22 protein-coding genes and 2 pseudogenes are annotated in these 23,374 nt (G+C 59.9%); 19 read left to right on the forward strand and 5 right to left on the reverse strand.

Annotation, left to right across the window (positions count from 1 at the left end):
* Window positions 1-356: 356 nt before the first annotated feature.
* Together X742_RS142650 and X742_RS142645 are read right to left on the reverse strand one after the other, a co-directional pair.
* Window positions 357-1,382, reverse strand: a complete 1,026-nt coding sequence (locus tag X742_RS142650; RefSeq protein WP_031248595.1) for an IS110 family transposase — start codon at window positions 1,380-1,382, stop codon at window positions 357-359.
* A 935-nt stretch (window positions 1,383-2,317) separates the two neighbouring features.
* Complete coding sequence (locus tag X742_RS142645) at window positions 2,318-3,310, reverse strand: dihydrodipicolinate synthase family protein (RefSeq protein ID WP_023775016.1); 993 nt, start codon at window positions 3,308-3,310, stop codon at window positions 2,318-2,320.
* Between the two features lie 175 nt (window positions 3,311-3,485).
* Here X742_RS142645 and dctP point away from each other — a divergent pair, with 175 nt between their 5' ends.
* From dctP to X742_RS142620, 5 genes are all read left to right on the forward strand, one after another.
* On the forward strand, window positions 3,486-4,511 hold the full coding sequence (gene dctP / locus X742_RS142640) for a TRAP transporter substrate-binding protein DctP (RefSeq protein ID WP_031248597.1): 1,026 nt from the start codon (window positions 3,486-3,488) through the stop codon (window positions 4,509-4,511).
* A gap of 51 nt (window positions 4,512-4,562) precedes the next feature.
* Window positions 4,563-5,000, forward strand: a complete 438-nt coding sequence (locus X742_RS142635; RefSeq protein WP_198019262.1) for a TRAP transporter small permease — start codon at window positions 4,563-4,565, stop codon at window positions 4,998-5,000.
* A 9-nt stretch (window positions 5,001-5,009) separates the two neighbouring features.
* Window positions 5,010-6,317 carry a TRAP transporter large permease gene (locus tag X742_RS142630; RefSeq protein WP_023775019.1) on the forward strand — a complete coding sequence of 436 codons (1,308 nt, stop codon included), beginning with the start codon at window positions 5,010-5,012 and terminating at the stop codon, window positions 6,315-6,317.
* Window positions 6,318-6,336: 19 nt separating this feature from the next.
* The gene (gene aldA / locus X742_RS142625; RefSeq protein ID WP_198019263.1) at window positions 6,337-7,806 is read left to right on the forward strand and encodes an aldehyde dehydrogenase; all 1,470 of its coding nucleotides are present in this window, start codon (window positions 6,337-6,339) and stop codon (window positions 7,804-7,806) included.
* Between the two features lie 87 nt (window positions 7,807-7,893).
* On the forward strand, window positions 7,894-8,937 hold the full coding sequence (locus X742_RS142620; protein WP_156939465.1) for a hypothetical protein: 1,044 nt from the start codon (window positions 7,894-7,896) through the stop codon (window positions 8,935-8,937).
* A 29-nt stretch (window positions 8,938-8,966) separates the two neighbouring features.
* Here the strand turns inward: X742_RS142620 and X742_RS142615 are convergent, their stop codons facing one another.
* Window positions 8,967-9,668 carry a GntR family transcriptional regulator gene (locus X742_RS142615; RefSeq protein ID WP_023775022.1) on the reverse strand — a complete coding sequence of 234 codons (702 nt, stop codon included), beginning with the start codon at window positions 9,666-9,668 and terminating at the stop codon, window positions 8,967-8,969.
* A gap of 224 nt (window positions 9,669-9,892) precedes the next feature.
* On the opposite strand from X742_RS142615, the gene X742_RS142610 reads away from it, so the two are divergent.
* The 6 genes from X742_RS142610 to X742_RS1000000173285 all read left to right on the forward strand — a co-directional run bounded on the left by X742_RS142610 (window position 9,893) and on the right by X742_RS1000000173285 (window position 16,648).
* Window positions 9,893-11,425, forward strand: a complete 1,533-nt coding sequence (locus X742_RS142610) for an altronate dehydratase family protein (protein WP_023775023.1) — start codon at window positions 9,893-9,895, stop codon at window positions 11,423-11,425.
* Between the two features lie 22 nt (window positions 11,426-11,447).
* Window positions 11,448-11,633 (forward strand): 4-oxalocrotonate tautomerase, encoded by a 186-nt coding sequence (locus X742_RS142605; protein ID WP_023775024.1) that lies wholly within the window; start codon window positions 11,448-11,450, stop codon window positions 11,631-11,633.
* A gap of 7 nt (window positions 11,634-11,640) precedes the next feature.
* On the forward strand, window positions 11,641-13,482 hold the full coding sequence (locus X742_RS142600) for a hydantoinase/oxoprolinase family protein (RefSeq protein WP_023775025.1): 1,842 nt from the start codon (window positions 11,641-11,643) through the stop codon (window positions 13,480-13,482).
* Window positions 13,482-15,173, forward strand: a complete 1,692-nt coding sequence (locus X742_RS142595) for a hydantoinase B/oxoprolinase family protein (RefSeq protein ID WP_023775026.1) — start codon at window positions 13,482-13,484, stop codon at window positions 15,171-15,173. The genes X742_RS142600 and X742_RS142595 overlap by 1 nt, the downstream gene beginning before the upstream one ends.
* A 51-nt stretch (window positions 15,174-15,224) precedes the next feature.
* Complete coding sequence (locus tag X742_RS142590; RefSeq protein ID WP_023784717.1) at window positions 15,225-16,139, forward strand: dihydrodipicolinate synthase family protein; 915 nt, start codon at window positions 15,225-15,227, stop codon at window positions 16,137-16,139.
* Between the two features lie 248 nt (window positions 16,140-16,387).
* Window positions 16,388-16,648, forward strand: a complete 261-nt coding sequence (locus X742_RS1000000173285) for an IclR family transcriptional regulator C-terminal domain-containing protein (RefSeq protein ID WP_245275639.1) — start codon at window positions 16,388-16,390, stop codon at window positions 16,646-16,648.
* Between the two features lie 396 nt (window positions 16,649-17,044).
* Here the strand turns inward: X742_RS1000000173285 and X742_RS142585 are convergent, their stop codons facing one another.
* Entirely contained in the window at window positions 17,045-17,950 is a 906-nt protein-coding gene (locus X742_RS142585) for a transcriptional regulator GcvA (RefSeq protein ID WP_023775028.1), read from the reverse strand.
* 211 nt (window positions 17,951-18,161) lie between these two features.
* Here X742_RS142585 and X742_RS1000000175030 point away from each other — a divergent pair, with 211 nt between their 5' ends.
* Window positions 18,162-18,299 (forward strand): DUF1127 domain-containing protein, encoded by a 138-nt coding sequence (locus X742_RS1000000175030; RefSeq protein WP_198019264.1) that lies wholly within the window; start codon window positions 18,162-18,164, stop codon window positions 18,297-18,299.
* Between the two features lie 25 nt (window positions 18,300-18,324).
* On the opposite strand, the pseudogene X742_RS0138680 reads toward X742_RS1000000175030, so the two are convergent.
* Window positions 18,325-19,044: pseudogene (locus tag X742_RS0138680) on the reverse strand (ATP-binding cassette domain-containing protein); the annotation flags it as partial.
* 349 nt (window positions 19,045-19,393) lie between these two features.
* Here X742_RS0138680 and X742_RS0138685 point away from each other — a divergent pair.
* The 7 genes and pseudogenes from X742_RS0138685 (at window position 19,394) to X742_RS1000000176185 (ending at window position 23,306) form a co-directional block, all read left to right on the forward strand.
* A complete protein-coding gene (locus X742_RS0138685) occupies window positions 19,394-19,801 on the forward strand; it encodes a hypothetical protein (RefSeq protein WP_031248602.1) in 408 nt (135 codons plus the stop codon).
* A gap of 241 nt (window positions 19,802-20,042) precedes the next feature.
* Complete coding sequence (locus X742_RS142580) at window positions 20,043-20,276, forward strand: Arm DNA-binding domain-containing protein (RefSeq protein WP_023775031.1); 234 nt, start codon at window positions 20,043-20,045, stop codon at window positions 20,274-20,276.
* Window positions 20,277-20,557: 281 nt separating this feature from the next.
* Window positions 20,558-21,211 (forward strand): DNA methyltransferase, encoded by a 654-nt coding sequence (locus X742_RS1000000171730; protein ID WP_023775032.1) that lies wholly within the window; start codon window positions 20,558-20,560, stop codon window positions 21,209-21,211.
* 85 nt (window positions 21,212-21,296) lie between these two features.
* Window positions 21,297-21,541, forward strand: a pseudogene (locus tag X742_RS1000000174370) (DNA methyltransferase); the annotation flags it as partial.
* 219 nt (window positions 21,542-21,760) lie between these two features.
* On the forward strand, window positions 21,761-22,306 hold the full coding sequence (locus X742_RS1000000171740) for a restriction endonuclease (protein ID WP_348524194.1): 546 nt from the start codon (window positions 21,761-21,763) through the stop codon (window positions 22,304-22,306).
* 358 nt (window positions 22,307-22,664) lie between these two features.
* Window positions 22,665-22,982 carry a hypothetical protein gene (locus X742_RS0138700; protein WP_031248604.1) on the forward strand — a complete coding sequence of 106 codons (318 nt, stop codon included), beginning with the start codon at window positions 22,665-22,667 and terminating at the stop codon, window positions 22,980-22,982.
* A 153-nt stretch (window positions 22,983-23,135) separates the two neighbouring features.
* The gene (locus X742_RS1000000176185) at window positions 23,136-23,306 is read left to right on the forward strand and encodes a hypothetical protein (RefSeq protein WP_245275640.1); all 171 of its coding nucleotides are present in this window, start codon (window positions 23,136-23,138) and stop codon (window positions 23,304-23,306) included.
* The last annotated feature ends 68 nt before the right edge of the window (window positions 23,307-23,374 follow it).

Genomic DNA, 23,374 nt, shown 5'->3' on the forward strand with positions numbered 1-23,374 from the left:
TCTTCCGTAAACCGCTTTCTCTTCATCAGTCCGTCCTTCGATCAAGGGCCGGACTCTAATCTCAGATGGAGGAAATTCTTAGGGGCAGGTCAGATGTTCCAGTCGACGATTGTGACAGCGTTTGAATTCGTCTGTTTTTCTCGCCTGTCGGGGAGTGATCTCGTAGCGGGGTCCTCTCATTGTTTTGGTGTGCTGCGTGCTCTGCAACGATATGGCAGCGGATCGCCCGCACCGAATCTTTTTTGCGAACTATCAGTCCGAGCTGACGTCCAAGCCAGCCTCGAGATTGCCTACCCAGTCGTCCCTGAACGGGACCTCTATCCACGCGGCGACGTGGAACCCTTTAATTCGATCTCTCAGGCGGCGTTGGCCTCCCAGCGATAGGGTATGTTGTCGACCCACATCCGATGCAGGATGATCGCCAGACGCCGTGCCACCCCCACGGTAGCCTTTGCCATACCTCGCCGGCGAGCGACGGAGAGACCCCACGCCTTCAGTGGCGAACTCCGCTTCGAGATACGTAGTAGAATGCCGGCGGTTTCAACCAATGCCCATCGAATCCCGGCATCGCCGCACTTCGAAATGCCCTTATCCTGGTCGATCTCGCCGGATTGGTAACGCGAGGGCGTCAATCCGAAGTGGGCTGGAACGGAGCGCGATCGGCTGAACCGCGCCGGTTCGTCGACGCCGGCTCGGAAACTCAGGGCAACCATCGGTCCGACACCGGGGGCAGTCATGAGCAGTTTGCAGGTGTCGTCGCTCTCGGCCAGACGTTCCATTGCCTTGTGTAGGCGCTGGAACTGCTCTCTCAAAACACGGCGGACTTCCAGGAGGGGGTCGATCACCAACTGCAGATGCGGGGATTGTTCGAGCAACTCGATAATACGTCGCTCGAACTGCAGCCGGGTTACGGCTCCGACCTTCAGGCCAAAGTTGCGCAGCAGGCCTCGCAGGTTGTTCTCCGCATCGAGAATCTTCGTCTGCACGAACTTCCGCGCAGTGAGCAGCATCCGGATCTCCTGGCTCCGGACGGTCTTGACATGAACCGGCTTGTAGAGGCCGACGCGCATCATCTGCGCGATGCCGCGGGCATCGTTGCGATCGGTTTTGTTGATCTGAGCCGAGAGCGCGGCCTTCATGTGCCGCGTCTCGACGCAGATCACCGGATAGCCTGCGGCCGACAGGCCACTGTAGAGCCATTGCGAAAGCGGACCGGCTTCAAGGCCGACGCGCTTGTAGGGACCGCCAATCGCATGAAGCAGGGCGCTGATCGCCTCCGGCTCGGTCTCCACCTTGCTCTCTCGAATAAGTTTACCACCAGTGTCCATCACACACACGCTGGTGGTGCGAACGGAAACATCAAGACCCACGAACAGTTCCATGGCAGACCTCCTGACCGGTTGAACCGTTGGAGCTTGCCCGGAAGACCGACCTCCCGCTACTCCCATGCAGGGAGGTCGCCGGGGCCCCAATCATCCGATCTTTTTTGCCTTGACCACCTCGGTCGGTGCCGCAGGATCCGCATGGAGGGCACGCCTGGGGCGCCCATGAAGAAGATGACCAGAGACCCGTTCTGAGCAAGCGTGCACGGCCTGTCAACGTTGGGGCGATTCCGCTCCGGCGATCATCGTGATAGAGCATTAGCAGAAAGAAAAGACGTCGTTTACACCCGCTCATCGAGCCGATTGGCGGGCTTTGTGTTTGGCCGGGAAATTTCCCTGCGAAGAGCAAATTGAGCCATGGCGGTCGGGTCCCCATCGGAATCTGCCGCTGACCAAAGATCAGAAGGCTCGGCCAAGGCCGTGCGATTTACACTCGACGCCTTCATCCTTTTCGACGAGGGTTCAAGACGAGCCGGAAGCGCTCAGCTGAGTGCGTTGCCTTTTGCACATAATCTCGGGCTTCAGTGGGCCGTAAGCCTCTCGCTCTTCGAACCCACTTTACAACAATCCTGAAAGTGAGTGCAGATGGGTCCTGTAGGCAGAGATGGAAGAACGCTAGATAAAGGAGAATGAGAACCGATCTGGGACGACAACTGCGGAGCGACGAAAATTGCCGCCGGAATTACGCTATTGCCGCCGTTTTTACCCTCTCGTAATCGATTTTTTCAGAGACATACATCAATTGAAATCACTAGAAAATTCCTCTCGAGCAACCGTAAGTGCCGTCACCAGAACCGTCAAAAAGTTAGCTATTGATTTTGAAAGGAAAATCGTCGCGAATTTTTTTCGACGTTTTGACCGGTATCTAAGACAATAGGTCGGCTTTCTGCATCAGATGTACCGACGCGGCTCCCAGCGGCAGCAAGAAGAACAGCTCAGGCCCGCTTCATCTTGACAACTTGCGAGCGGTCTTCCTGTTCGCTAGGCTGAAAGGTCCGCCAAGCCGGCGGCAAGTTCTGCTCCCAACTGAAGAAATCCCGCAGCAACCAGTCTCTTTCGGGCATGGCTATTTCCGACATCGGCGGTAGAACCCGGTTCCAACCCGGCTCGCCACTGGCCGACGCGAGCACCGCCTTCACCGAGGCCGGGAACGGTTTCCTCGAAAGGATGGAGTCGCCGCCCAACAAGGCCGGCACGAGCTTGCGGCGATCGAAGGCGGTCGGTGCGTCGAACATCGCCCGCATCAGACGCGGCATGGCGTTGCCGAGTCCGCATATGGTGCCGCGCGCGCCCGCCGCGAGCGTTTGCGGTAGATGGGTCTCAGAGCCCGTGTAGATGGACAAGTGCGAGAAGCGGCCGATCAAGGCCTCGGTGAAATCCAGGTCCCCGCCGCTGTCCTTCACGCCACTGATGATCCCCGGATAGGCCTCGTCCAGCCGCCGGATGACGCGCGTCGTCAGTGGGACGCCGCAAATATCCGGGAAATGATAGAGGCACAGTTTCAGATCGACACGCGAGATACGGTCGATGACAGTCGCGTAGAAGCGGAAGGTGCCGTCCTCGGTGATGCCGCCGCGATAGACGCAAGGCGGCATCAGCAGCAGGCTGTCAACGCCACGGTCGAGCGCATGATGAGCCAGCCGTGCAATATCCGGGATCGACAGTGCGCCGACCGAGACGATGAGCCGACCTGGCGCGATACCGGCGGCAATGACGCCATCGAGTGCTTCTGTCCTGTCCTCCACCGAGAACTCGGTGCCCTCGCCCGTCGTGCCAAAGAGCGCGATGCCGTCGCAACCGGCACCGAACAGCATCTCGATGTGACGGACGAGCAGTTTGATGTCGGGGTGCAGGTCGGCCGTCAGCGGTGTCGCCGCCGCGACCATCAAGCAATCGATCCTCGGCAGGGCTGGCGTCTGGATCTTCATAGGTGGGCTCGCTCGTCTGTTTGAGGAGCAGTTTGTGCCCTCCAGCTGCAACAAATGATGATTGATTGCCTATTGTCAACATTCAGCTTGACGATTTGTAGCTGTGGTGAAACCATCCGTTCGTCAGGTGGCGCTCCATCGAAGGCGCCCCAACAGCGACGCAGAGGGGAAGAGCATGAGCAAACAGGAGTCTTCATTTCTTAATCGTGCCGTTGGCCGCCGCACGGTAGTTGCCGGCGCTTTGGGCGTCCTGGCGGCGCCCTTCGTCTCGCGGCTCGCTTTCGCGGCAGGCAAGGTCATCCGTGCCTCGACGCCCGGTCCGGACACAGAATGGCAATCCAAGGCGCTGCAAGCGTTCAAGGCGGAACTCGACAAGTCGATGCCGGGTGCTTTCGACGTACAGTTGCACTACAACGGCACGCTGTTCGCGCAGGGCACGGAAATCGAGGCGATGCAGCGCGGCAATCTCGAAATCGCTCTCACCTCGCCTTCGGATATTTCGGAACTGGTCCCGGAATTCTCGATCTTCACCACCGGCTATCTGTTTCGCGATGCCAAACACCTGGATGCGGTGTACGGCGGCGACATCGGCAAGGAATTCAAGGACAAGGTGGCGAGCGATCTGAAATTGCAGATCCTTAGGAGCCAGTATCTCGGCACGCGGCATGTCATCCTGCGGACAGCCCGCACCGTCAATGTGCCGGCGGATCTCAAGGGCGTGAAGCTGCGCATGCCGGGTTCGGCTGCCTGGCAATTCCTCGGCAACGCGCTTGGCGCCAGCGCCACGCCGCTGGCCTTCGAGGAAGTCTATCTTGCCATGCAAACCGGCACGATCGACGGCCTCGAAAACCCGCTGCCGGACGCCATCGCGTCAAAGTTCTACGAGGTGTCGAAACAGGTCGTGCTGACCGGCCACCAGGTTGCGAATGTCTTCTTCACAATGCCGACCGCGTTCTGGGACGGGCTCAGTGACGATGAGAAGAAGGCGATCCTCGCGGCCGAGGAAGTGGGCAAGAAGGTCAATGACGACGGCGTGATCGCCACCGAAAACGATGGCAAGGCGTTCCTTGAGGCACACGGCAACAAGGTGACGACCCCCGACGTCGCGGCTTTCCAAAAACATGTGCTCGATGCTTTCGTCAATTCGGACTTTTCGAAGACCTGGCCCAAGGGCATGCTTGATCGTATCGGCGCTGCCTAAGCTCGGTTGATGCAGTCCTTGGCCATCGTTTGGAAGCGACTGGCGGAGTCGGTGAGCGTCGTGGCTTTTGCCGTGATGTTCGCCGGCTTCGTAATCGGCATCGTCGCCCGCTACGTCTTCAACGCGCCGATATCGTGGACGAACGAGCTTTGCGTGGTCGCCTATGTGTGGATCGTGTTCTGGACGAGCGACATACTGATCAAGGAGCGGCAGCACATCGTCTTCGACGTTATCTACGGCCTGTTTCCACCCCGGTCGCGACGAGTCCTGGCGATCTTCGTGACGCTTTCCCTGGCGGTGGTGTTCCTTGCCGCCCTGCCCGGCACTTTCGACTACATCCTGTTCCTTCGCAATCGTCACTCGACCTTGCTGCATCTTCCCATGCAGTTCGTGTTCGGAAGTTTCCTGATCTTCCTCGTCGCCCTAGTCGTCAGCGCACTTCGGCGCCTCTGGCAATTGTTACGACCCGGTTGGGAACAGCATATCTAGGAATTTTTCATGTCCTTCGCCGTCGAGGTGATGTTCGTTCTGTTCTTCGTCTGGATGTTCGCCGGCATGCCGCTCGGCCACGCCATGCTGGCCTCCGGCATCGTGTACTTCGTCATCACCGGCCGCGACATGGGCCTGGTCGCCAGCCAGAGCCTCAATGGGATCTACGGCAACTTCGTCATGCTCGCGGTGCCATTGTTCATCTTTGCCGCCGAGTTGATGAATGCCGGTAAGATGACCGACAAGATGTTCGGCTTCGCCAACCTCCTCGTCGGCCGGTTTCGGGGCGGGCTCGCCCATGTCAACATCGTCGCCAGCGTGATCTTTGCCGGCATGAGCGGCAGCGCGCTGGCGGACGCGGCAGGTCCCGGCAAGATCTCCATCGACATGATGATCAAGGCCGGCTACCGCCCCGGTTTTGCGGCGGCGCTGACGTCGGCATCCTCGATCCTGGGACCGATCATTCCACCCTCCATCCCGATGGTGCTCTACGGCGTCGTTTCCAACACGTCGATCGGCTATCTTTTCATGGGGGGTGTCGGCCCCGGCATCTTTCTGGCGCTGGTCATGATGGCGGTGGTGGCAGTGCAGGCGCGGCTGCAGAATTTTCCGACACAGCCGAAGCCAACCCGGCAGGAAGCGATTGCCGTGACACGCGACGCGGCACCGACCCTGGTGTTGCCCGTCATCCTGCTCGGCGGCATCTACTCGGGCGCGGTCACTCCGACCGAAGCCGCGGCGGTGGCGGCTTTCTGCGCACTGTTGCTCGCGCTGTTCTGGTATCGGACACTGTCGCCAAAGGTCCTGTTCAATGTGTTGATGGAATCGTCGCGCTCGACCGCCATCGTGGCGATCACCATCGCCGGTGCCGTGCTGATGAACTACGTCGTCGCGGCAGAGCAGATACCGGATCAGCTCGGAAGCTGGATTGCCTCGCTGGACCTCAGCCCGCTGATGTTCATGCTGCTCGTGACGGTTTTGTTCCTGATCCTCGGCGCACTGCTCGACACCTTGCTGATGCTGCTGATCGTCATCCCGATCCTGATGCCGACCGTGCGGGAACTTGGCATCGATCCCGTCTATTTCGGCGTCGTCTCCACGGTGAATATGATGATCGGGCTAATTACACCGCCGATGGGACAGTTGGTTTTCCTCATATCAGGCATTACCGGCATAAAGGTCGCGACCATTCTTGGCGAAGTCTGGTTGATGCTTTTCATCTTGATCCTAGCGCTCTTCGTCCTCGTCTTCGTGCCCCAGATTACGCTCTGGCTGCCGGAGATGGCGGGCTACGTGCCGGTAGGAACATTCCACTGAATTAGCCCGAGGACATGACATGCCCGCTATGAAGGAACTGGTCAAAGGCACCGATCGCTACCGCCACTACATCAATGGCGAATGGGTCGATTCCACCATCAAGGAATGGATCGAGGTCGAAAACCCGGCAACGCAGGCGGTGATCGCCTCGGTGCCGAAAGGCGGCGCGGACGACGCCGACCGGTCGCTGGTGGCCGCTCGCGCCGCCCAGCCTGGTTGGGAAGCGCTACCGCCGGCGGCGCGTGGGCAATTGCTAAAGGATCTGGCGCGGCTGATCCTCGAAAACCGCGAACGGCTGGCGCGCATCGTCGTTGCCGAACAAGGCAAGCCGATCCACGAGGCGCGCGGCGAAATCGAGGGGGCGGCGCTCTATCTCACCTACGCCGCCGAGGAAGCACGCCGCATCACCGGCGACATCATTCCGTCCGATGTGCCGGACGAGCAGATCTGGATCCAGCGTGTCGCCCATGGCGTCGTCATCGGCCTGACGGCCTGGAACTATCCGGCGGCGCTGATGTGCCGCAAGATGGGTCCGGCGCTGCTCGCCGGAAACACCATCGTCATCAAGTCGCATGAGGGCACGCCGATCTCGGCGCTGGAGATCGCGCAGCTCTCCTCGCAGCTCGACTTCCCGCCTGGCGTGATCAATGTCGTCAGCGGCACCGGCGAAGGCATCGGTGCGGCGCTGGTGCGCCATCCTATCCCACGTCTCATCACGCTCACCGGCAGTGTGCGCGCCGGCAAGGAGATCTTCCGTGCCGCTGCTGAAGATCTCAAATTGCTGCGGCTTGAGCTCGGTGGCAAGGCGCCCTTCGTCGTCGCCGAGGATGCTGACATCGGAGCAGCCGTTCGCGCGGCCGTGCTGTCGCGCTTCGAGAATTGCGGCCAGATCTGCATCTGCAACGAGCGCATGTATGTGCATAGGCGCGTCGCCGACGAATTCCTGGAGAAGTTCACCCGCGCGGTGAAGGCACTAAAGGTCGGCGATCCCACCACATTGGTGGATGTCGGGCCGAAATTCAGCGGCATGGAACTCGACAAGGTCGAGCGCATGGTCGAGATGGCACGCTCCACCGGTGCTGAAGTGCTGACCGGCGGGCGGCGCCTGACAGAGGGCGAATTCGCGCGCGGACACTGGTACGAGCCAACGGTGATGACCGTCACCGACAATCAGATGCGCATCATGCAGGACGAGGTCTTCGGCCCGGTCGTTCCGGTGATGACGGTCGGTGATTTCGATGAAGGGCTGCGGCTTGCCAATGAATCGAACTACGGCCTGTCGGCCTACGTCTTCACCAAGGATATGCGCCGGGTGATGCGGCTGGTGCGAGAGCTGAAGTTCGGCGAGATCTATGTCAATCGGCCCGGCGGCGACGCCGTGCATGCCCACCACGCCGGCATCCGCGACAGCGGCATCGGAGGCGAGGACGGCAAGTACGGGCTGGATGCCTATTTCCAGAAGAAGACTATCTACGTCAACTACGCTTGAGTCGTTTCGTCGGGGCGCGCAATAGGCAAGGCATTGCGCCTTCGCCGCCGGGACCGTAAGGCTGGCCGCAACGGCACGGGCGGTGCGATGAGTTTTGCCGATCAACTACAGCGCTTCGGGCTGCTTTTGCCGCAAGGCCGCGCGACAGTGGTGCTGGCAGGCACGCCGGACGAGATCGGCCGGGTCTATGAGACGGCCGATGCAGCGCTCCGGCAGCGACCCGGCTATCGGCTTGTGCTGGCAGCGGCGGCCGAAGACCTCTCGGAACTGCGCCGGCGATATCCTCATGAACTGGTGCTGCCCTTGCCCTATCCAGCGGGCGCCGGGCTTTGGCGGCGTCGTCTGGAAGCGATCCTGGTCATCGGTCCGGCGAGGCTGAACGCGGAATTTGGGAAGGCCGGCGTCCTCGACAGCAACGAGCCCATGACAGCCGGGACGGTCGCGACAATGCTGCCGCCCCGCGACTTGCCGGCTCGTCCGGTTTCCACCAGCACATTCCTGATCGACCTGCTGGGTGGAAGTAGTATCGCTTCGTTGGCCGACCTCAAGACGCGGCTCGGCAATCCACGAACGATAGTCTGTCTTGGCAACGGTCCATCATCCGAGGATCCGAGACTTTCGGACCATCGCGATGCCGCGCTGTTTCGCGTCAACTGGAACTGGCGCGGGCGCGGCTGGATGACGGAGCCCGCTGTCGTCTTCACCGCCGATCCCGACCTTCCCGGTTCTGGACGGCGGCCGATCATCACCTTTCCGACCGCTGCGATCGGCCGGCCAATCCTGATGCGCCATACGAGGGCGATGCGTCCTCCTTCGGCTGGCTATATTTTTCTTGATGCCTTCGATCCGACGCTCGCAGATCTTTCCGGACCAATGATCCCGACCAACGGTGCGCTGATGATTGCCGTGGCCGCGGCAGTTGGAGCCGAACGGATCGTGATAGCCGGAATGGACCTCTACCAGCACCCGCACGGACGCTATCCCGGCGATGCCACGGCGTTTGACGGCTACTCGCGCGAACACAGCGCCGAGATCGACCTGGCGTTGATGCGCACCGCTTTGGGCGGTTTCAAAGGCGAAAAGATTATCCTCAGCGACAATCTGCGCGCCGCGCTCCAAACGCCTGGATAGCCGGCCTTGTCATATTGCAGGTGGCGCCCTCAGGACGCCTTTTCCCGGATGGGCTTGGCGCTGCCGCCTTGCTTTAACAGTTTCGCCAGCAGCTTGACTTCGGCATCGTTATGATTGCGCGCCAGCTTCTCGGCCCGGTCTGCATCGCCGGCGATCACCGCCTCGATCAACGCCTTGTGCTCGGCAATCAGCTCTTCATAGTCGTTGGGCAGAAAGCCCGATTGCACCATGTGGAAGCGGACCTGCTGGACGATGAAGCGGTGTTGTTCGGCCAGGCGCTCATGCCTGGCTAGCTCTATAATCGCCCCGTGCAGGTCGAAATCGATCCCTGTGGCATCCTGGAAGCGGCCCTCGCGAATGGCGTGCAGCAGGTCGTCGGCAATGGCACGCAGGCGCATTCCATCTGTTTCGCTAACGTTGGCCGCGGCAAGGCGCGCGCCCAACCCTTCCAGCGCGCCGCGCAGCGTGTAGATTTCCCAGGCATCGACGGTAGAGGTGCCCGAAACTTCCCAGCGGGTGAAGGCCACCTGCTGGACAAGACCTTCATTGGCCAGTTGCGCCAGTGCCGAACGCACTGTGCCGCGGCTGACTTCAAGTTCCTCGGATAGTTGGGTCTCAAGCAGCCGTTCGCCGGCCGGCAGCACGCCTTCGAGTATATGCGAGCGTATCTGGTCGGCGGCCCTGCGGTCGAGCAGACGCTTTTCAGACTTGAGACTTGTAAGCTTCGTCATCGATCGACTCATGGCCAACGGTGCCAACTACATATTCCGGCGCCTTGGCCCACGCAACCGGCATTGCTGACAATTAACGATAGCTCATCGCCATTGAGAAAATGCTGTTTGGCACCCAAAGCCGCTGGGGACGAGAGAGCCCTGAAGGTGGCACACAGATTTATGTTTGCTGATTGCTGACAATCAGGCAAAACTATGTTTGATTGCTTCCCTAGGGGTGGGCAATGGCCGAAGTGAAAAGCGTGGTTCTACAGCTGAAGCCCGACGACGAGGTGGCCGTGGCGCTTCGCGACATCCAGGCCGGCGAGACCCTGGTGCCGTTTGGCCCGCTTGCAACCACCGCTATCCCCTTCGGCCATAAGGTAGCGTTGCGACCGCTGGAACAGGGAGAGGTGATCCACCGCCTCGGCCAGCCGATCGGTCTGGCGACGGCCGCTATCCCCGCTGGGGCGCATGTCCACCTTCACAATATGGGTTTCGAGGCATCGATGGCAGGGCGTGCGATCGGCACACGACTATCCAATGCGCCAGTGCGGTTGCCATCGGATATCCCGACCTTCGACGGCTATCTTCGAGCGGATGGCAAGGTTGGAACACGCAACTATGTCGGCGTCCTGACCTCGGTGAATTGCTCGGCGCTGGTCGCGCGCATGATCGCTGATCATTTCCGTGATCCGAGGCGGTTGCTGCCCTACCCGGGCGTCGACGGGGTGGTCGCGTTGACCCACAAGTCAGGTTGCAGCGTCGCCGATGGCTCTATGTCGATGAAGATGCTTCGGCGGACGCTCGCGGGCTACGCGCGGCACCCGAATTTTTCTGGCGCGCTGCTTGTCGGGCTTGGCTGCGAGGACAATCAGATCGACCAGTTGATCGACGAAGAGCAACTCGAGCTCGGTGACGACCTGGCCAAGCTGGTGATGCAGGAGACCGGCGGAACCCGTTCGAGCATTTCGCGCGGCATCGAGATGGTCGAAGCCATGCTGGAAAAGGCGGCAAAGAAGCAACGACAGAGGGTCCCTGCGAGCGAGATCATGGTCGGCTTGCAATGTGGCGGCTCCGACAGCTTTTCGGGAATTTCCGCCAATCCCGCACTCGGTGCCGCGGTGGACCGTCTCGTTGCCTGCGGCGGTACGGCGATCCTGGCGGAGACACCGGAAATTTACGGTGCTGAAAACCTCTTGCTCGAACGCGCCGTGAGCAAGGAAGTCGGCGAGCGGCTGATCGGGCTGCTCGAATGGTGGGACGACTACACCAGCCGCGAACCGCAAGGTTTCGACAATAACCCTTCGCCAGGCAACAAGGCAGGCGGATTGACCACCATCCTCGAGAAATCGCTGGGCGCGGTGGCCAAGGGCGGCACCAGCAACCTCGTCGAGGTCTACGGTTATGGACGTCCAATAGACAAGCGCGGCCTGGTGTTCATGGACTCGCCCGGTTTCGATCCGATGTCGGCGACCGGTCAGGTCGCGTGCGGCGCCAATTTGATCGCATTCACCACGGGGCGCGGCTCCTGCTTCGGCTGCCGGCCGGCACCCTCGATCAAGCTCGCGACCAACTCCGAAATGTATGCCCGCATGGAAGAGGACATGGACATCAATTGCGGATCGATCCTCGATGGCGACAGGTCGATCAACGAGATGGGCGAAGCGATCTTTCGCGAGATGATCGCAACCGCCTCGGGCAAAGCCACCAAGAGCGAACTGCTCGGCTACGGCGACGACGAGTTCGCGCCATGGCATGTCAACGCGTGGCTATAGGCCAGGAATTCGGAGGGACATCATGCCGACAATCAGCGTTAGGCTGCTCAAGGGACGCAGCATCGATCAGAAACGCGAATTCGTCGAGGTCGTGACGCGCGAAGCGGCGAGCATCCTCAAATGCGGTCCTGACGTGATCGACATCATTTTCGAGGACGTCGAGAAGCACGATTGGGCGGTGGGCGGCAAGCTCGCGTCCGACAAATAGCGTGCCAATGATGCAGTCGGCACGGCTCAGCGTCGATATCGGTGGCACGTTCACCGATCTGGTGCTGCTCAGAAATGACGGCCTCACCTTCTCGGCCAAGGTTAGCTCAACGCCGGCGGCACCCGAGGACGCCGTCATATCGGGCATGGCCAAAGTGCTGGCTGCCGCCGACATCCCTGCCGCCGCCCTCACTGAGATTTTGCACGGGACGACGGTCGGTTCGAACACACTGCTGCAGAAACTTGGCGCCCGCACGGGACTGATCACGACCAAGGGGTTTCGCGACGTGCTGGAGATCGGCCGGCTGCGCACGCCCGGCATGTTCGACCTGACCTGGGACAAGCCGGAACCGCTGGTTGCCAGGCGATACCGGCTGGAAGTGGCCGAGAGGACGCTGGCGGACGGCACCATCCAAACACCGGTCGTCGCCGAGGACGTGCTCGGGGCGGGCGCCTTCTTTCGTGACGAAAGCATCCAGTCCGTCGCCATCTGCTTCCTCAATTCCTACAAGAACCCAGAGAATGAACGCAGCGCCGCGCAAATCTTCTCGCAGGCTTTCGCCGAGATCGCGGTGACGGCCTCCGTCGACGTGCTGCCCGAAGCGGGCGAATACGAACGTACCTCGACGGTGGCTGTGAATGCCTACGTGCTGCCGCCGCTTAAGGGGTATCTGGAGCGTCTCGAGCATAAATTGCGGTCGGCGGGTGTCACCGCGCCGCTGTTGATCGGCAATTCCAATGGCGGCCTGTCTGCGTCCACCACTGCGCAGAGCAAGCCGGTTTTCTTCATATCGTCGGGTCGTTCTTCAGGCGCCGTCGGTGCCGCACGCATCGGCGCGGCTCTGGGCGAACCCAATCTCGTTGCCTTCGACATGGGCGGAACGACGGCATCGGCGGCACTCATCCACCGGGGCGTGCTGAGCCGCACGCATGAATACGAGTTCCGCGCCGGAATGTCGGTGCCATCGCGCTTCCTCAAGGCCGGCGGCTACATGATGCGGGTGCCGACGGTGGATGTGGCCGAGGTCGGCAACGGCGCCGGTTCCATCGCCGCGATCGACGCCGCCGGCCTGCTCACTGTCGGTCCAATTTCGGCGGGCGCCGATCCCGGTCCCGTCTGCTATGGGCTGGGCGGCGCACGGCCGACGGTAACGGATGCCAATGTCGTGCTTGGCTACTTGCCGCCGCGACTGGCTGGCGGCACGCTGAGGCTGGACGTCGAGGCAGCGCGCATGGCGATCGACAAGACGCTGGGAAGCCCACTCGGGCTCTCCGCGGCAGCGGCGGCCTGCGGGATCCGGGAGATCGCCAACGCCAACATGGTTCGCGCCATCCGTGCCGTCACGGTAGAGCGGGGTCTCGATCCGCGCGACCTCACGCTGCTTGCCTTCGGTGGCTCGGGTCCGGTGCATGCCTGCGATCTCGCCAGAACGCTCGGCATCACACGGGTTGTGTTTCCGCCGTCGCCAGGGGTGTTCACGGCAATGGGCATGCTGGCCGGCAGCATCGAACATCACGAGTTGCGGTCGGCGCAAGCGAGGCTCGATCTGCTGGGGTTTGAAGTGGTTGAAAGGTTGCGGCGCGAGATGCGCGCGGCCGCTACCGTGGCGCTGACAAGACAGGGCTATGCGGCCGAGACGGTCGGCTTCAGCGAGGCGATCGATCTGCGCCTCGAGGGACAGGACGCGTCGCTGTCCATACCGTTCTCCGGTGCGTTCGACGCAGCTTCCCTGCGGCCGGCGTTCATCGCGGCCTATCGCGACACCTACGGCTACACGCCAAACGACGCGGTGGAAGNGGTCGAACCAAATGCGACCGGCAGCCTGATCGCGACGCTGGAGGCTGCTTGATGACCGCCATCGATCCCATCACGTTCGCGGTCATCAAGTCGGGGCTCGACACCATCGTCGACGACATGGCCTACGCGGTAATGCGCACCGCCCGCTCGCCGATTGTGCGCGATGTTCTCGATTATTCGGTGACGCTCTGCGATGCCAAAGGGCGGATCCTCAGCCAGGCAAAGACCGTCGCCCTGCACTTGGGCGCCGTCCCGGACGCGATGGACGTGATCGTCGAGCGCTTCCGCGACGACATGTTCCGGGGCGATGTGATCGTGCTCAACGATCCTTATGACGGCGGCATGCACCTGCCCGACATCTTCATGTTCAAGCCGATCTTTTCCAGCAAACGATTGCTCGGATTTTCCGTCGTGATCGCCCATCATTGCGATGTCGGTGGCCGGGTGCCGGGCTCGAATGCGTCGGATTCGACCGAGATTTTCCAGGAAGGCCTGCGCATCGCGCCGATGAAGCTCTATGAGCGCGGCCTGCCCAACAGGACGTTGTTCAAGATCATCGAGAAGAACGTGCGGCTGCCGGCCATGGTGCTCGGCGATCTCGATGCGCAATACGCCACGTGCAACATCGGCGAACGCGAGATGTTGCGGCTGTTCGAGCGGTACGGCGAAGAACTGGAAGCCTATTTCGACCGGCTGATCGACTACGGCGAGGAACTGACGCGCAAGGCGATCGCCGGCTGGCCGGATGGCGAGTACGCCTTCACCGATTACATCGACGGCGATGGCTTCTCGCCCGCGCCGATCCCGATCGTCTGTCGGATCACGGTGAAGGGCGACCATCTGTGGGTCGACTTCGCCGGCTCGTCGCCGCAGGTGAAGGGCGCGATCAATGCCACGCTCTCTTTCGTCAAGTCCTCGACCTATCTAACCATACGCTGCGCCCTCGACCACGACGTTCCCAACAATGCCGGCGTCTATCGCTGCATCACCGTGACGGCGCCGGAGGGATCGATCCTCAATCCGAACATGCCGGCTCCGGTGGCGGCGCGGGCGCTGACTGGCTACCGCGTCGTCGACACGGTGATGGGGGCTCTGGCACAGATCGCGCCGAAGCGGCTGATGGCGGCAGGCGAAGGCGGCAACACAGTAGTCGCCATCGGCGGCTATCACGGGCCTGAGTGCAAACCTTTTATCCTGGTGGATATGATCAACGGTGCCTGGGGCGGTCGGTCCGACAAGGACGGCATCGAAGGTATCACCAATCCCAGCCAGAACATGTCGAACCTGCCTATTGAGACGATCGAGGCGCGATATCCCGTGATGATGGAGGAGTATGCGCTGCGAGAAGATTCCGGCGGCGCCGGGCAATTTCGTGGCGGGCTAGGACTGGTGCGGCAATATCGTCTGCAGGCGGACACGGCGGTCCTGCAATTGCGCGCCGACCGTCACGAGCATTCGCCCTATGGGCTGTTCGGCGGCCAGGCGGCGGCGAGTTCAAGGAATCTGCTGAAACAAGACGGCGAATGGCGCGTGCTGCCGGCAAAGGTGACGCTGGAGATCGGCAAGGACACGGTGATCCGCCATGAACAGGCTGGCGGCGGTGGTTGGGGCGACCCGGCAAGTCGCGGCCGAGACTCCATCGCGACCGACCTGGCCAACGGAAAGATCTCACCTGCGCGCGCCATGGCCGACTATGGTTTTGAGGCAGAGCCAAAGGCAGACGGCGACGACACTTCAACCTGACGTCCAACACACAATGCCGGCTAAGGTGCCTGCAAAAACTGGAGATCTGATATGACTTGGACAGGCGTATTTCCCGCTGTCACCACGAAGATGCAGGCATCTGGAGCGATCGATATCGAAGCTACCCAGAACAGCATCGATAGGCTCATTGAAAATGGCATCTCCGGCGTGATCGTGCTGCCGATGCTTGGCGAAAATGCCACGCTCACTCAGTCGGAACGCGACACTGTCGTTCGCGCCGCGAAAGAAGTCGTCGCGGGACGGGTGCCGCTGCTGTCGGGCCTTGCGGAGCTGTCCACCGACAATGCATCGGCTGCGGCTCGCAACTACCAGAAGCTTGGAGCCGAAGGCCTGATGACCTTCCCTAGCCTCGCCTATCGCACCGACCGCCAGGAGACCGTCGCCTGGTACAAAACGGTGGCCGAGGCGAGCGATCTGCCGGTCATGATCTACAACAACCCCATTGCCTACAAAGTTGACGTTGATGTCGAAACGCTGAAGGCGCTGGTCGACGTACCCGGCATCGTGGCCGTCAAGGAAGAAACCGGTGACATCCGCAGGGTCACCGACCTGTTTAACGCCTTCGGCGATCGCTTCGATATCTTTTGCGGCGTGGACGATCTGATCCTTGAAAGCCTGGCGCTGGGTGCCATTGGCTGGGTCTCTGGCATGACGAATGCATGGCCAGCCGAGTGCGTATCCCTGTTCAACACGGCACGCGGCGGTGACTTCGCGACGGCACTTCCTTTGTACCGGCTGCTGACGCCGGCGTTTCATCTCGATACCGACGTCAAGTTGGTCCAGTACATAAAACTTGCCGAGCATCTGGTGTACGGCGCCCCAGAGCATGTCCGAAAACCACGCCTCCCGATCACTGGTGAGGAACGGGCGAACGTCGAGGAGATCATCATGCAGGCGATTTCAGATCTATCATGCTTGGCCGGTCGCAAAGTTGGAAAGGGCTGATGTGGCCGCCAGTGATGTCTGTGGCGAAGTGCAAAGCAAAAGCTAGCCGTTGAATGCCGGCAGTGTCAGGCCCTCGACGCCAACGTCGAGCGCGAACAATCCACCCGGATTATTCTGTCCGACAAAGTGGCAGGCCGGACGTCTGAGTACTGCTGAGGTGACACACAGGATGGCCCTGCATTAATGCGGGCGTTTGCGGCACAAATGCAGGCGTTTATCGCCGGTACGGAAACCTCCCAGGAACCAACGTGCGTGCGGCGCTAACGGTGATTAGAGATCGCGATTACGCGTTCGACAATGGTCAACTGGTCGCTGGCATTTCGGCGCTCGCGGTTCCCATTTTGCCTCGCGGAAGAGATGCAATCGCTGCTATGGCAATTAACATGACGAGTGCGCGATTGGCTCCGGACCGTTTGGTATCGCTGGTTGGATTGCTGCATCGAGATACCCGCCAAATTGAAGAGGCGCTGAATGCCCTCGAAGGTTCTCACATCGCCCCAACCAGCTAAATGCGACCAGGAGGCGTGAACTGCTTTGGACGCAGACAATTCGCTTTGCGTACCAAATGTCTGCTCACCGACTAGACACCAAACAGCCCGAGCCGCCGACTTGAGGCGGTGAGTTCAACTTGTCATCGCAACACCCTCTGCAACCTATCGGCCGGGGTCTCGAAGTCCAGGGTTTTTCGAGGTCGCTGATTAAGCTTCCGAGCGACGGCGTCGAGTTGGACCTGGAGGTCGCGGTTGCGCCACTAGCGGACACTTCTCGGCGTTCCTCCGAACTACTATTTGCGGCTGGTAACCGGACGTTAGCCCGTCGCAAAAGTTAGTCGAAGAAATGAGCCTTTGGCGAGTAATTTCTGCGTTGCTGCGACTACTTGGCCTTCGCGATCGGAAGTATTGGGCCTATGGAACGAGCGTCTGGAGGCGACGTACGTCATCAGCAGCCTCGGCCAACAGCCAGTCCCGGAATGTCGTGATTTTGGGGAGCATCGACCTCGCCTTGGGGCAGACGATCCAGTAGGTCTTGGACAATCGCAGAGCAACGGCGAACGGTCTTACGAGACGACCGTTGATGAGGTCCCACGCCGCAAGCGTGGTGCGGGCGAGTGCGATGCCCTGGCCGTCGACAGCGGCATCTATGACCATGCTGGCGCGGTTCAAGATCGGTCCGTGAGAGAGTTCGGCATCAACCACGCCGGCGGCCTCGAGCCATTCCGACCAGTCCTTTCGGTCATCAAGATGCAGCAACGGAAATTTCAACACGTCGGACGGCTCGCGCATCCGCTGGTGAAGTTTGGGACTGCAAACCGCAAACAGTTGCTCGGAGCACAGGCGGACAACATGATGCCCCGCCCAATTGCCATCCCCATGTCGCACGGCGAGATCGACGTCCTCTCTAGCGAAGTCGACGTGATGCATTGTTGCTGAAATCCGCAGATCGATATCGGGGTGCATCTCAGCAAACCGGCCAAGGCGGTTGACTAACCACTTGGCGGCAAAGTCTGGCGAGGTGCTGACCGTCAGAGCCCCTGCCCGAGATAGATGCTGGATGCGTTCCGTGCCGAGAGCGATCCGGTCGAACGCGTCGCGCAACACCTCCAGATAGGAGAGGCCGGCTCGCGTGATGTTCAGCTTTTGCCATTCTCGATCGAACAGCCTGATGCCCAATTCGAGTTCGAGCGCTTTCACCTGATGGCTTATCGCGCCCTGCGTCACGGACAGCTCTTCCGCCGCCTTCGTGAAGCTCTCATGGCGTGCCGCCGCCTCGAAGGCCTTAAGAGCATTTAGCGATGGCAGTCGGCGAGCCAATCTTGCACCATGTTATGAGAAAAATTGGGCCAAGCACGAGAAACAATGCTTTGCGCCGGCGGGCAGATTGGAGCACTTCAACGCCGTACGTCAACACGGATGCCGCGAAGGATGAGAAATGTTGAATCACTCGATGACTGAGGGGCGGAGGTCTTCTGCGTCGCTGCCGACACATGGCCGTCACATCTTCATCAGTGTGATAGGACCAATCATGGTGGTGTCGCGCTGGATACAACTCCACTGCCAACGCGAACAATTGGCCGAGCTCGAAGACCATCAGCTTGCCGATCTGGGTCTGAGTCGCACTCAGGTTCGGAACGAATGCGCAAAGTGGCCTTGGCAGGCCTAATTCTCGCACCCGCGTCGTGGTCGGATCAGCGAAGCAAGATTTCATGGACTGCCAAGACGACAAGAGCCGCACCAGCCAACCCTTCAATGGTGCGCGTGATCGCATCGAACACGCGCGGCCGGCTCTCAACGAAATGCATCAGGTTTTCGCGAAGCAGTATGGAGAGGACCGCCACACCGCAAAGAGTAAACGTCGCGGCAATGCTGCCATTGCGCATCACCAGCACGCGGTCGGCAACGTGGACGAGCTCCGGCATGTCGCTGGAATGAAACAGGATCGCATAGCCCTTGGCCGCCAGGTCGCGCATCAGTTGGAAGATCTCACCCTTGGTGCCGACGTCAACGCCGCGCGTCGGATCGTAGAGCAGCAGCACACGCGCCTGCGTCAGCAGCATCTTGCCGAAGATGACCTTCTGCTGGTTGCCGCCCGACAGCGTGCCGGCAAGCTGCTCTGACGTGCCGGCCTTGATGTGCAGGAAGTCGACCATTTCCTTAACCAGGGCAGCCTCCTTTTGCCGGCTCAGCAAGCCGTGTTCGGTGAAGCGCTTGATCACGGAAAGCGTCAAATTCTCGCGCACGCTCTTGGTAAGAAGCAGGCCCTGTCCGCGCCGGTCCTCCGGCACCAGCGCGATGCCATCCTTGCCGATCAGCGCTTGGCGAGGAGTGCCGATCGAGGTGGACTTGCCCCAGATTTCGATGGTGCCGTTGGCCTTGCTGGCGCCAAACAGCGCCTGAAACAATTCGCGCTGGCCGTGGCCGTCGACAGAGAATGGTCTACCGGAACCGAGACGACAATCTCGCCCCTAGACTGCCGATCGCGCCAGCGTTCCCATCGTATAGTCCCAGGAGCCTTAGTCGTCACCGCGACGTCTCCATGTGGGGGGGCGTCGAGGAAACTTGCCGCCACCGAAACGTGGACCGCTTCGTGAGTTCCTTCCGCTAAGGCGATTATATCGTTGACAAACCTAGATCGAAAATAGGGATATGGTCCTGACAGGCCGGCCCGCTCCCATTAGTTAAAATTGTACATTGATTCCCTTTGAGACGGCCTCCCGAAGGGTGTAAAAAACTCTCTTCGCTGGAAGGGAGGCCGCGATGGCACAACCACATTTGGAGGTCGCACGGTCGGTCATTGAAACCAGCTTCAGGTTGCGACATCATTCCATAGCAGGGGCATCCGCGTTTCGCCGGGACATGGATCAATCTCGGAAGGCTATTCAAGCGTCACGCGAACTGCTGAAGCGCCTTGGTCAACGTCATCGCGAGGACGTGGCGCACGGTTGGGAAGATGCCGACGCGGCTCCTGTTGCCGTGTCAGCATTCGATGCCGACATTATCCGCAAGGTCTTCCACGATCTGGTTTTGGAAACGGGCGTGCCGGAGTGTCAATGGCGCGAACTGGCTACGAGCCTGGTACATGAATTCACCGGATGCGAGCGGATCGAGGCTGGGTTGGTGGATTGGATCATCGGCAGTAGCTACCAGCTGGTATGGAGTAGATAAAATTTTAGGGAACTAATTCTGCCCGCCATTGGTTATTCCCCGTGGACGCAGCCGCAGCTCCTCAATCAGGTCCGCAAAAAGCCCGCTGTCGAATAGGCAGCGGGCTTCCCTTTTAGGGCATTATTTGTACGATTCGTACATCGTATTGAAACGCGAATTTGGCGGTATAAAATCCCAACGATGGGTAGGGTGCCCAGTGGTAAAGAGTGATCTGTGCTCCCGCCTTGAGGGAGGTTGCGCCATGCCGACTTACCATTTCGACTACCGCGACAACGACAAGATGCTTCCAGACGAGTTGGGAACAGAGATAGCGGATCTCGAAACTGCAAGGCTGGAAGCCGTCAAGACACTGGCCGAACTTGCCAGAGGCATCGATCGACCAGACCACCAGATTCTTTCAATTGAAGTTCGTGAAGGCCACAAGCCGCTGTTGAAGGTTAGCCTCACACTAAACAGCGGACCTGTCACGCGTTGATTACCGAATTTGATTTTGCCGAAGGGTGGATGGAGATCGAGCTAGCGCGAGCGCTACGTGTCAGCCTTGCGCGCGACCGTGCGCGAATGCTTGCCCTGCTTTCCGACCTTGCAGACCTCCGCATGGGACTCAGAGACTCAGCCGCAATCCGCGCTCATGTGCGAGCATGCGCTACCCAGCCGTAGGGGAATGGCTTGGCGCTAGCCAATCATTAGTTAACAAATCTTAAATTCTCAAATACTTAACCGCAACCTGCAACTCTGTTGCCGGGGATAAAAGCTATGAATGAGCTTCACTTCGGCGATAATCTTGATGTTCTTCGGGCAATGCCAGCAGAGTCCGTTGATTTGATCTACCTAGACCTACCGTTCAATTCGAACGCAAATTACAATGTCCTCTATGGCACCAAGCACGGCGGCGCGTCGAAAGCTCAATCCCATGCATTCGAAGATACCTGGACTTGGGGCATAGACGCGCAAAGAGCATTGGACGAGACGGCGGCTCGCCATTTGGAAGCCGGTGCTTTGCTTGACGCCTTTCAGAAGGTGTTCGCGGGCAGCGATATGATGGCTTACCTCGCGATGATGGCAGTGTGTCTGATCGAGATGCGACGCGTCTTGAAGCCCACAGGGTCGCTCTACCTGCACTGCGATCCGACGGCCAGCCACTATCTAAAACTGATCTTGGACGCGATATTCAACGTTAGGAACTACAGAAACGAGATTATCTGGAAAAGGACAAGCGCCCATGCGAACGCAAGCCAGAGGGCCGCTGCGGTGCATGACGTTATCTTACTCTATGGGAAGTCCGACCAAGTTGTCTGGAACCAGATATATGCGCCCTATAGCCCCGAATACGTTGCGGAACACTTTGTCCATAAAGACCCAGATGGGCGCCTTTTTTCGACGGTCGGATTTGGTGAATCCTGCCGTTAGGCCGAACCTTCGTTACGACTATCGCGCCAGCAATGGCCGAGTTTACAAGCCTCACTCCAATGGCTGGAAAGTGTCACTCGAAGTCATGCAACGGCTTGACCGGGAGAATAGCCTCTTCTTCCCAGCGAAGGACGATGCCCGCCTACGAAAGAAGAATTATCTGGACGAAAGTCCGGGCGTGGCCGCTTCCGATGTCTGGACCGATTTGCCGCCGATACACGCCAGTTCACAGGAAAGGCTGAGATATCCGACGCAGAAGCCGGAGGCGCTATTGGAGCGTATTATTTTCGCCTCATCAACGAAGGTGACATTGTGTTGGATCCATTTTGCGGATGCGGCACTGCTATCCAAGCGGCTGAACAGCTAGGTCGCAAATGGATTGGGATCGATGATGTCACCTACCTCGCTATCCACGTCATCGAAGAACGGGTTGTGAAGGCGTTCGGCCCTAAAATTAAAAGCAACTACACCCTCTACGGGCGCCCGGAGGATGCCGAAGACGCGAGAGCTCTCGCCGCACGAGATTGGCTCGAATTCCAAAAATGGGCCGTGTTCAAACTCGATGGATTGCCCAAGGACAGACCGGGCGCGCATGGCGGCATCGATGGCATTATTCGCTATCATCAACTAGGCAAGGACCGCGCCAGCCGGGCGATAGTCTCGGTGAAAGGTGGTTTGAACGTCGGCGTGGACGCAATTCACAAACTTAAGTCGGTCATGAAGCGAGAGGAGGCAGAAATTGGCGTTCTTGTTTGCGTCAATCCTTCCACGGGGCCGATGGTTCGAGAGGCAGCGTCGGAGCGTGACACTGGCCCCACGAACAAGCGGGTGCCTAAGATTCAAATCGTCACTATCGAGCAGTTGTTTGGTCCATCTCCCGTGCTTCTGCCGGGAATGGTAGACCCGCCGGAGGTTCTTTCAACTCCGCCACCATTGGCTAAGCGTAACCGCAAGCGGATTGAAGGTCAGACAGAAATGCTGTTTCCAATCGAAGGGGCGGCAGAGATGCCGAAGCGTAAGGCGAATAGGCCCATCCGGCCCGTTGACATTGAAGTCACCAGATCGGCATACACGCGCAAAGCCAAACAAGGATAACTATCGGCCCGCCTTGTCGGGCTTATCGTCCTTTGCTGGTTTCGACGTAACCACCTTCTTGAGCACGCGGTCAAAGTTCTCTTCGGACTCGTCCGTCCCCCAGTTCTCGCGCCTTTTCGACAAACTTTTGCGGCTGTGTCGCTTGCTGCACATGGCATTGAGGCCGACTCTGCCGCGACAAGGGGGCCTTGCTTTTTTGATGGCACTGCGAACGAAACCCCGGAGCGGTCCTTGCCCCATGCCCGCCAAAGATCGACCCTACCCCCCGGGGGGCCACCCGCCACGACTGCAGCGGAACGAAAGTCGTTGAGCAAGGTTTACTCAGCGAAGGGCGTCTCAGTTTCTTGGAGAATTCGAAATGAAAACCGCAATCGTTCTTAGCGCGTTGGCGCTTTCCCTGGCGGCACCTGCGATCGCGTCCGCACAGGACGTCGTCATCCAGACCCACCGACATCACCGCCATCACTGGAACGACGACAACGCCGTGATCATCAACCGGGACGGGCAGCGTCTCCACCATCGCCATCATGGTCAGGTGACCTTCTACGATCAGGGGCGCCGTCACCACCGGTCCAGCGACGTTGTGGTCACCGGATCGGTCGACCGTCCAATGCATCGTCACCGTCACGTCGTTGTCCAGCAAGACGACAACAACGATAGCGATACCGACTATTGATCTCTGACTGCCCGGCTTCTGCACCGGGAGCCGGGCATCATCGGAGCGAAAGGTTTCGCCATGACGATGGTATTTCAACCTTTGGACTCCGACGGTCGCAAGCGCAGCGGCCTTTATCATGCCGCGCGATTGTCGACGCTCCATGATCGAATGATGATGCGCTTCGACAAGGTCGACGAAGCGGTCGACAAGGTTGAAGCCGCGGCGGCCGTCCTGGTCGATGTCACCCATGGCTCTGCCGTCGAAGCGTTCCAGGACGCGGTTTACAGAAATCCTTCGGCGGGTTTCCTTCAGTTGGAAACGGGCCAGACGCTCGGTATGTGAGCACCAAGTCAACTTCCCGTCACGCCATTTCGGCCGATTGTCGCGTCGGCCACATGGGCTTATTAGGG

It is taken from the genome of Mesorhizobium sp. LNHC229A00, from assembly GCF_000502415.1.
GTDB lineage: Bacteria > Pseudomonadota > Alphaproteobacteria > Rhizobiales > Rhizobiaceae > Mesorhizobium.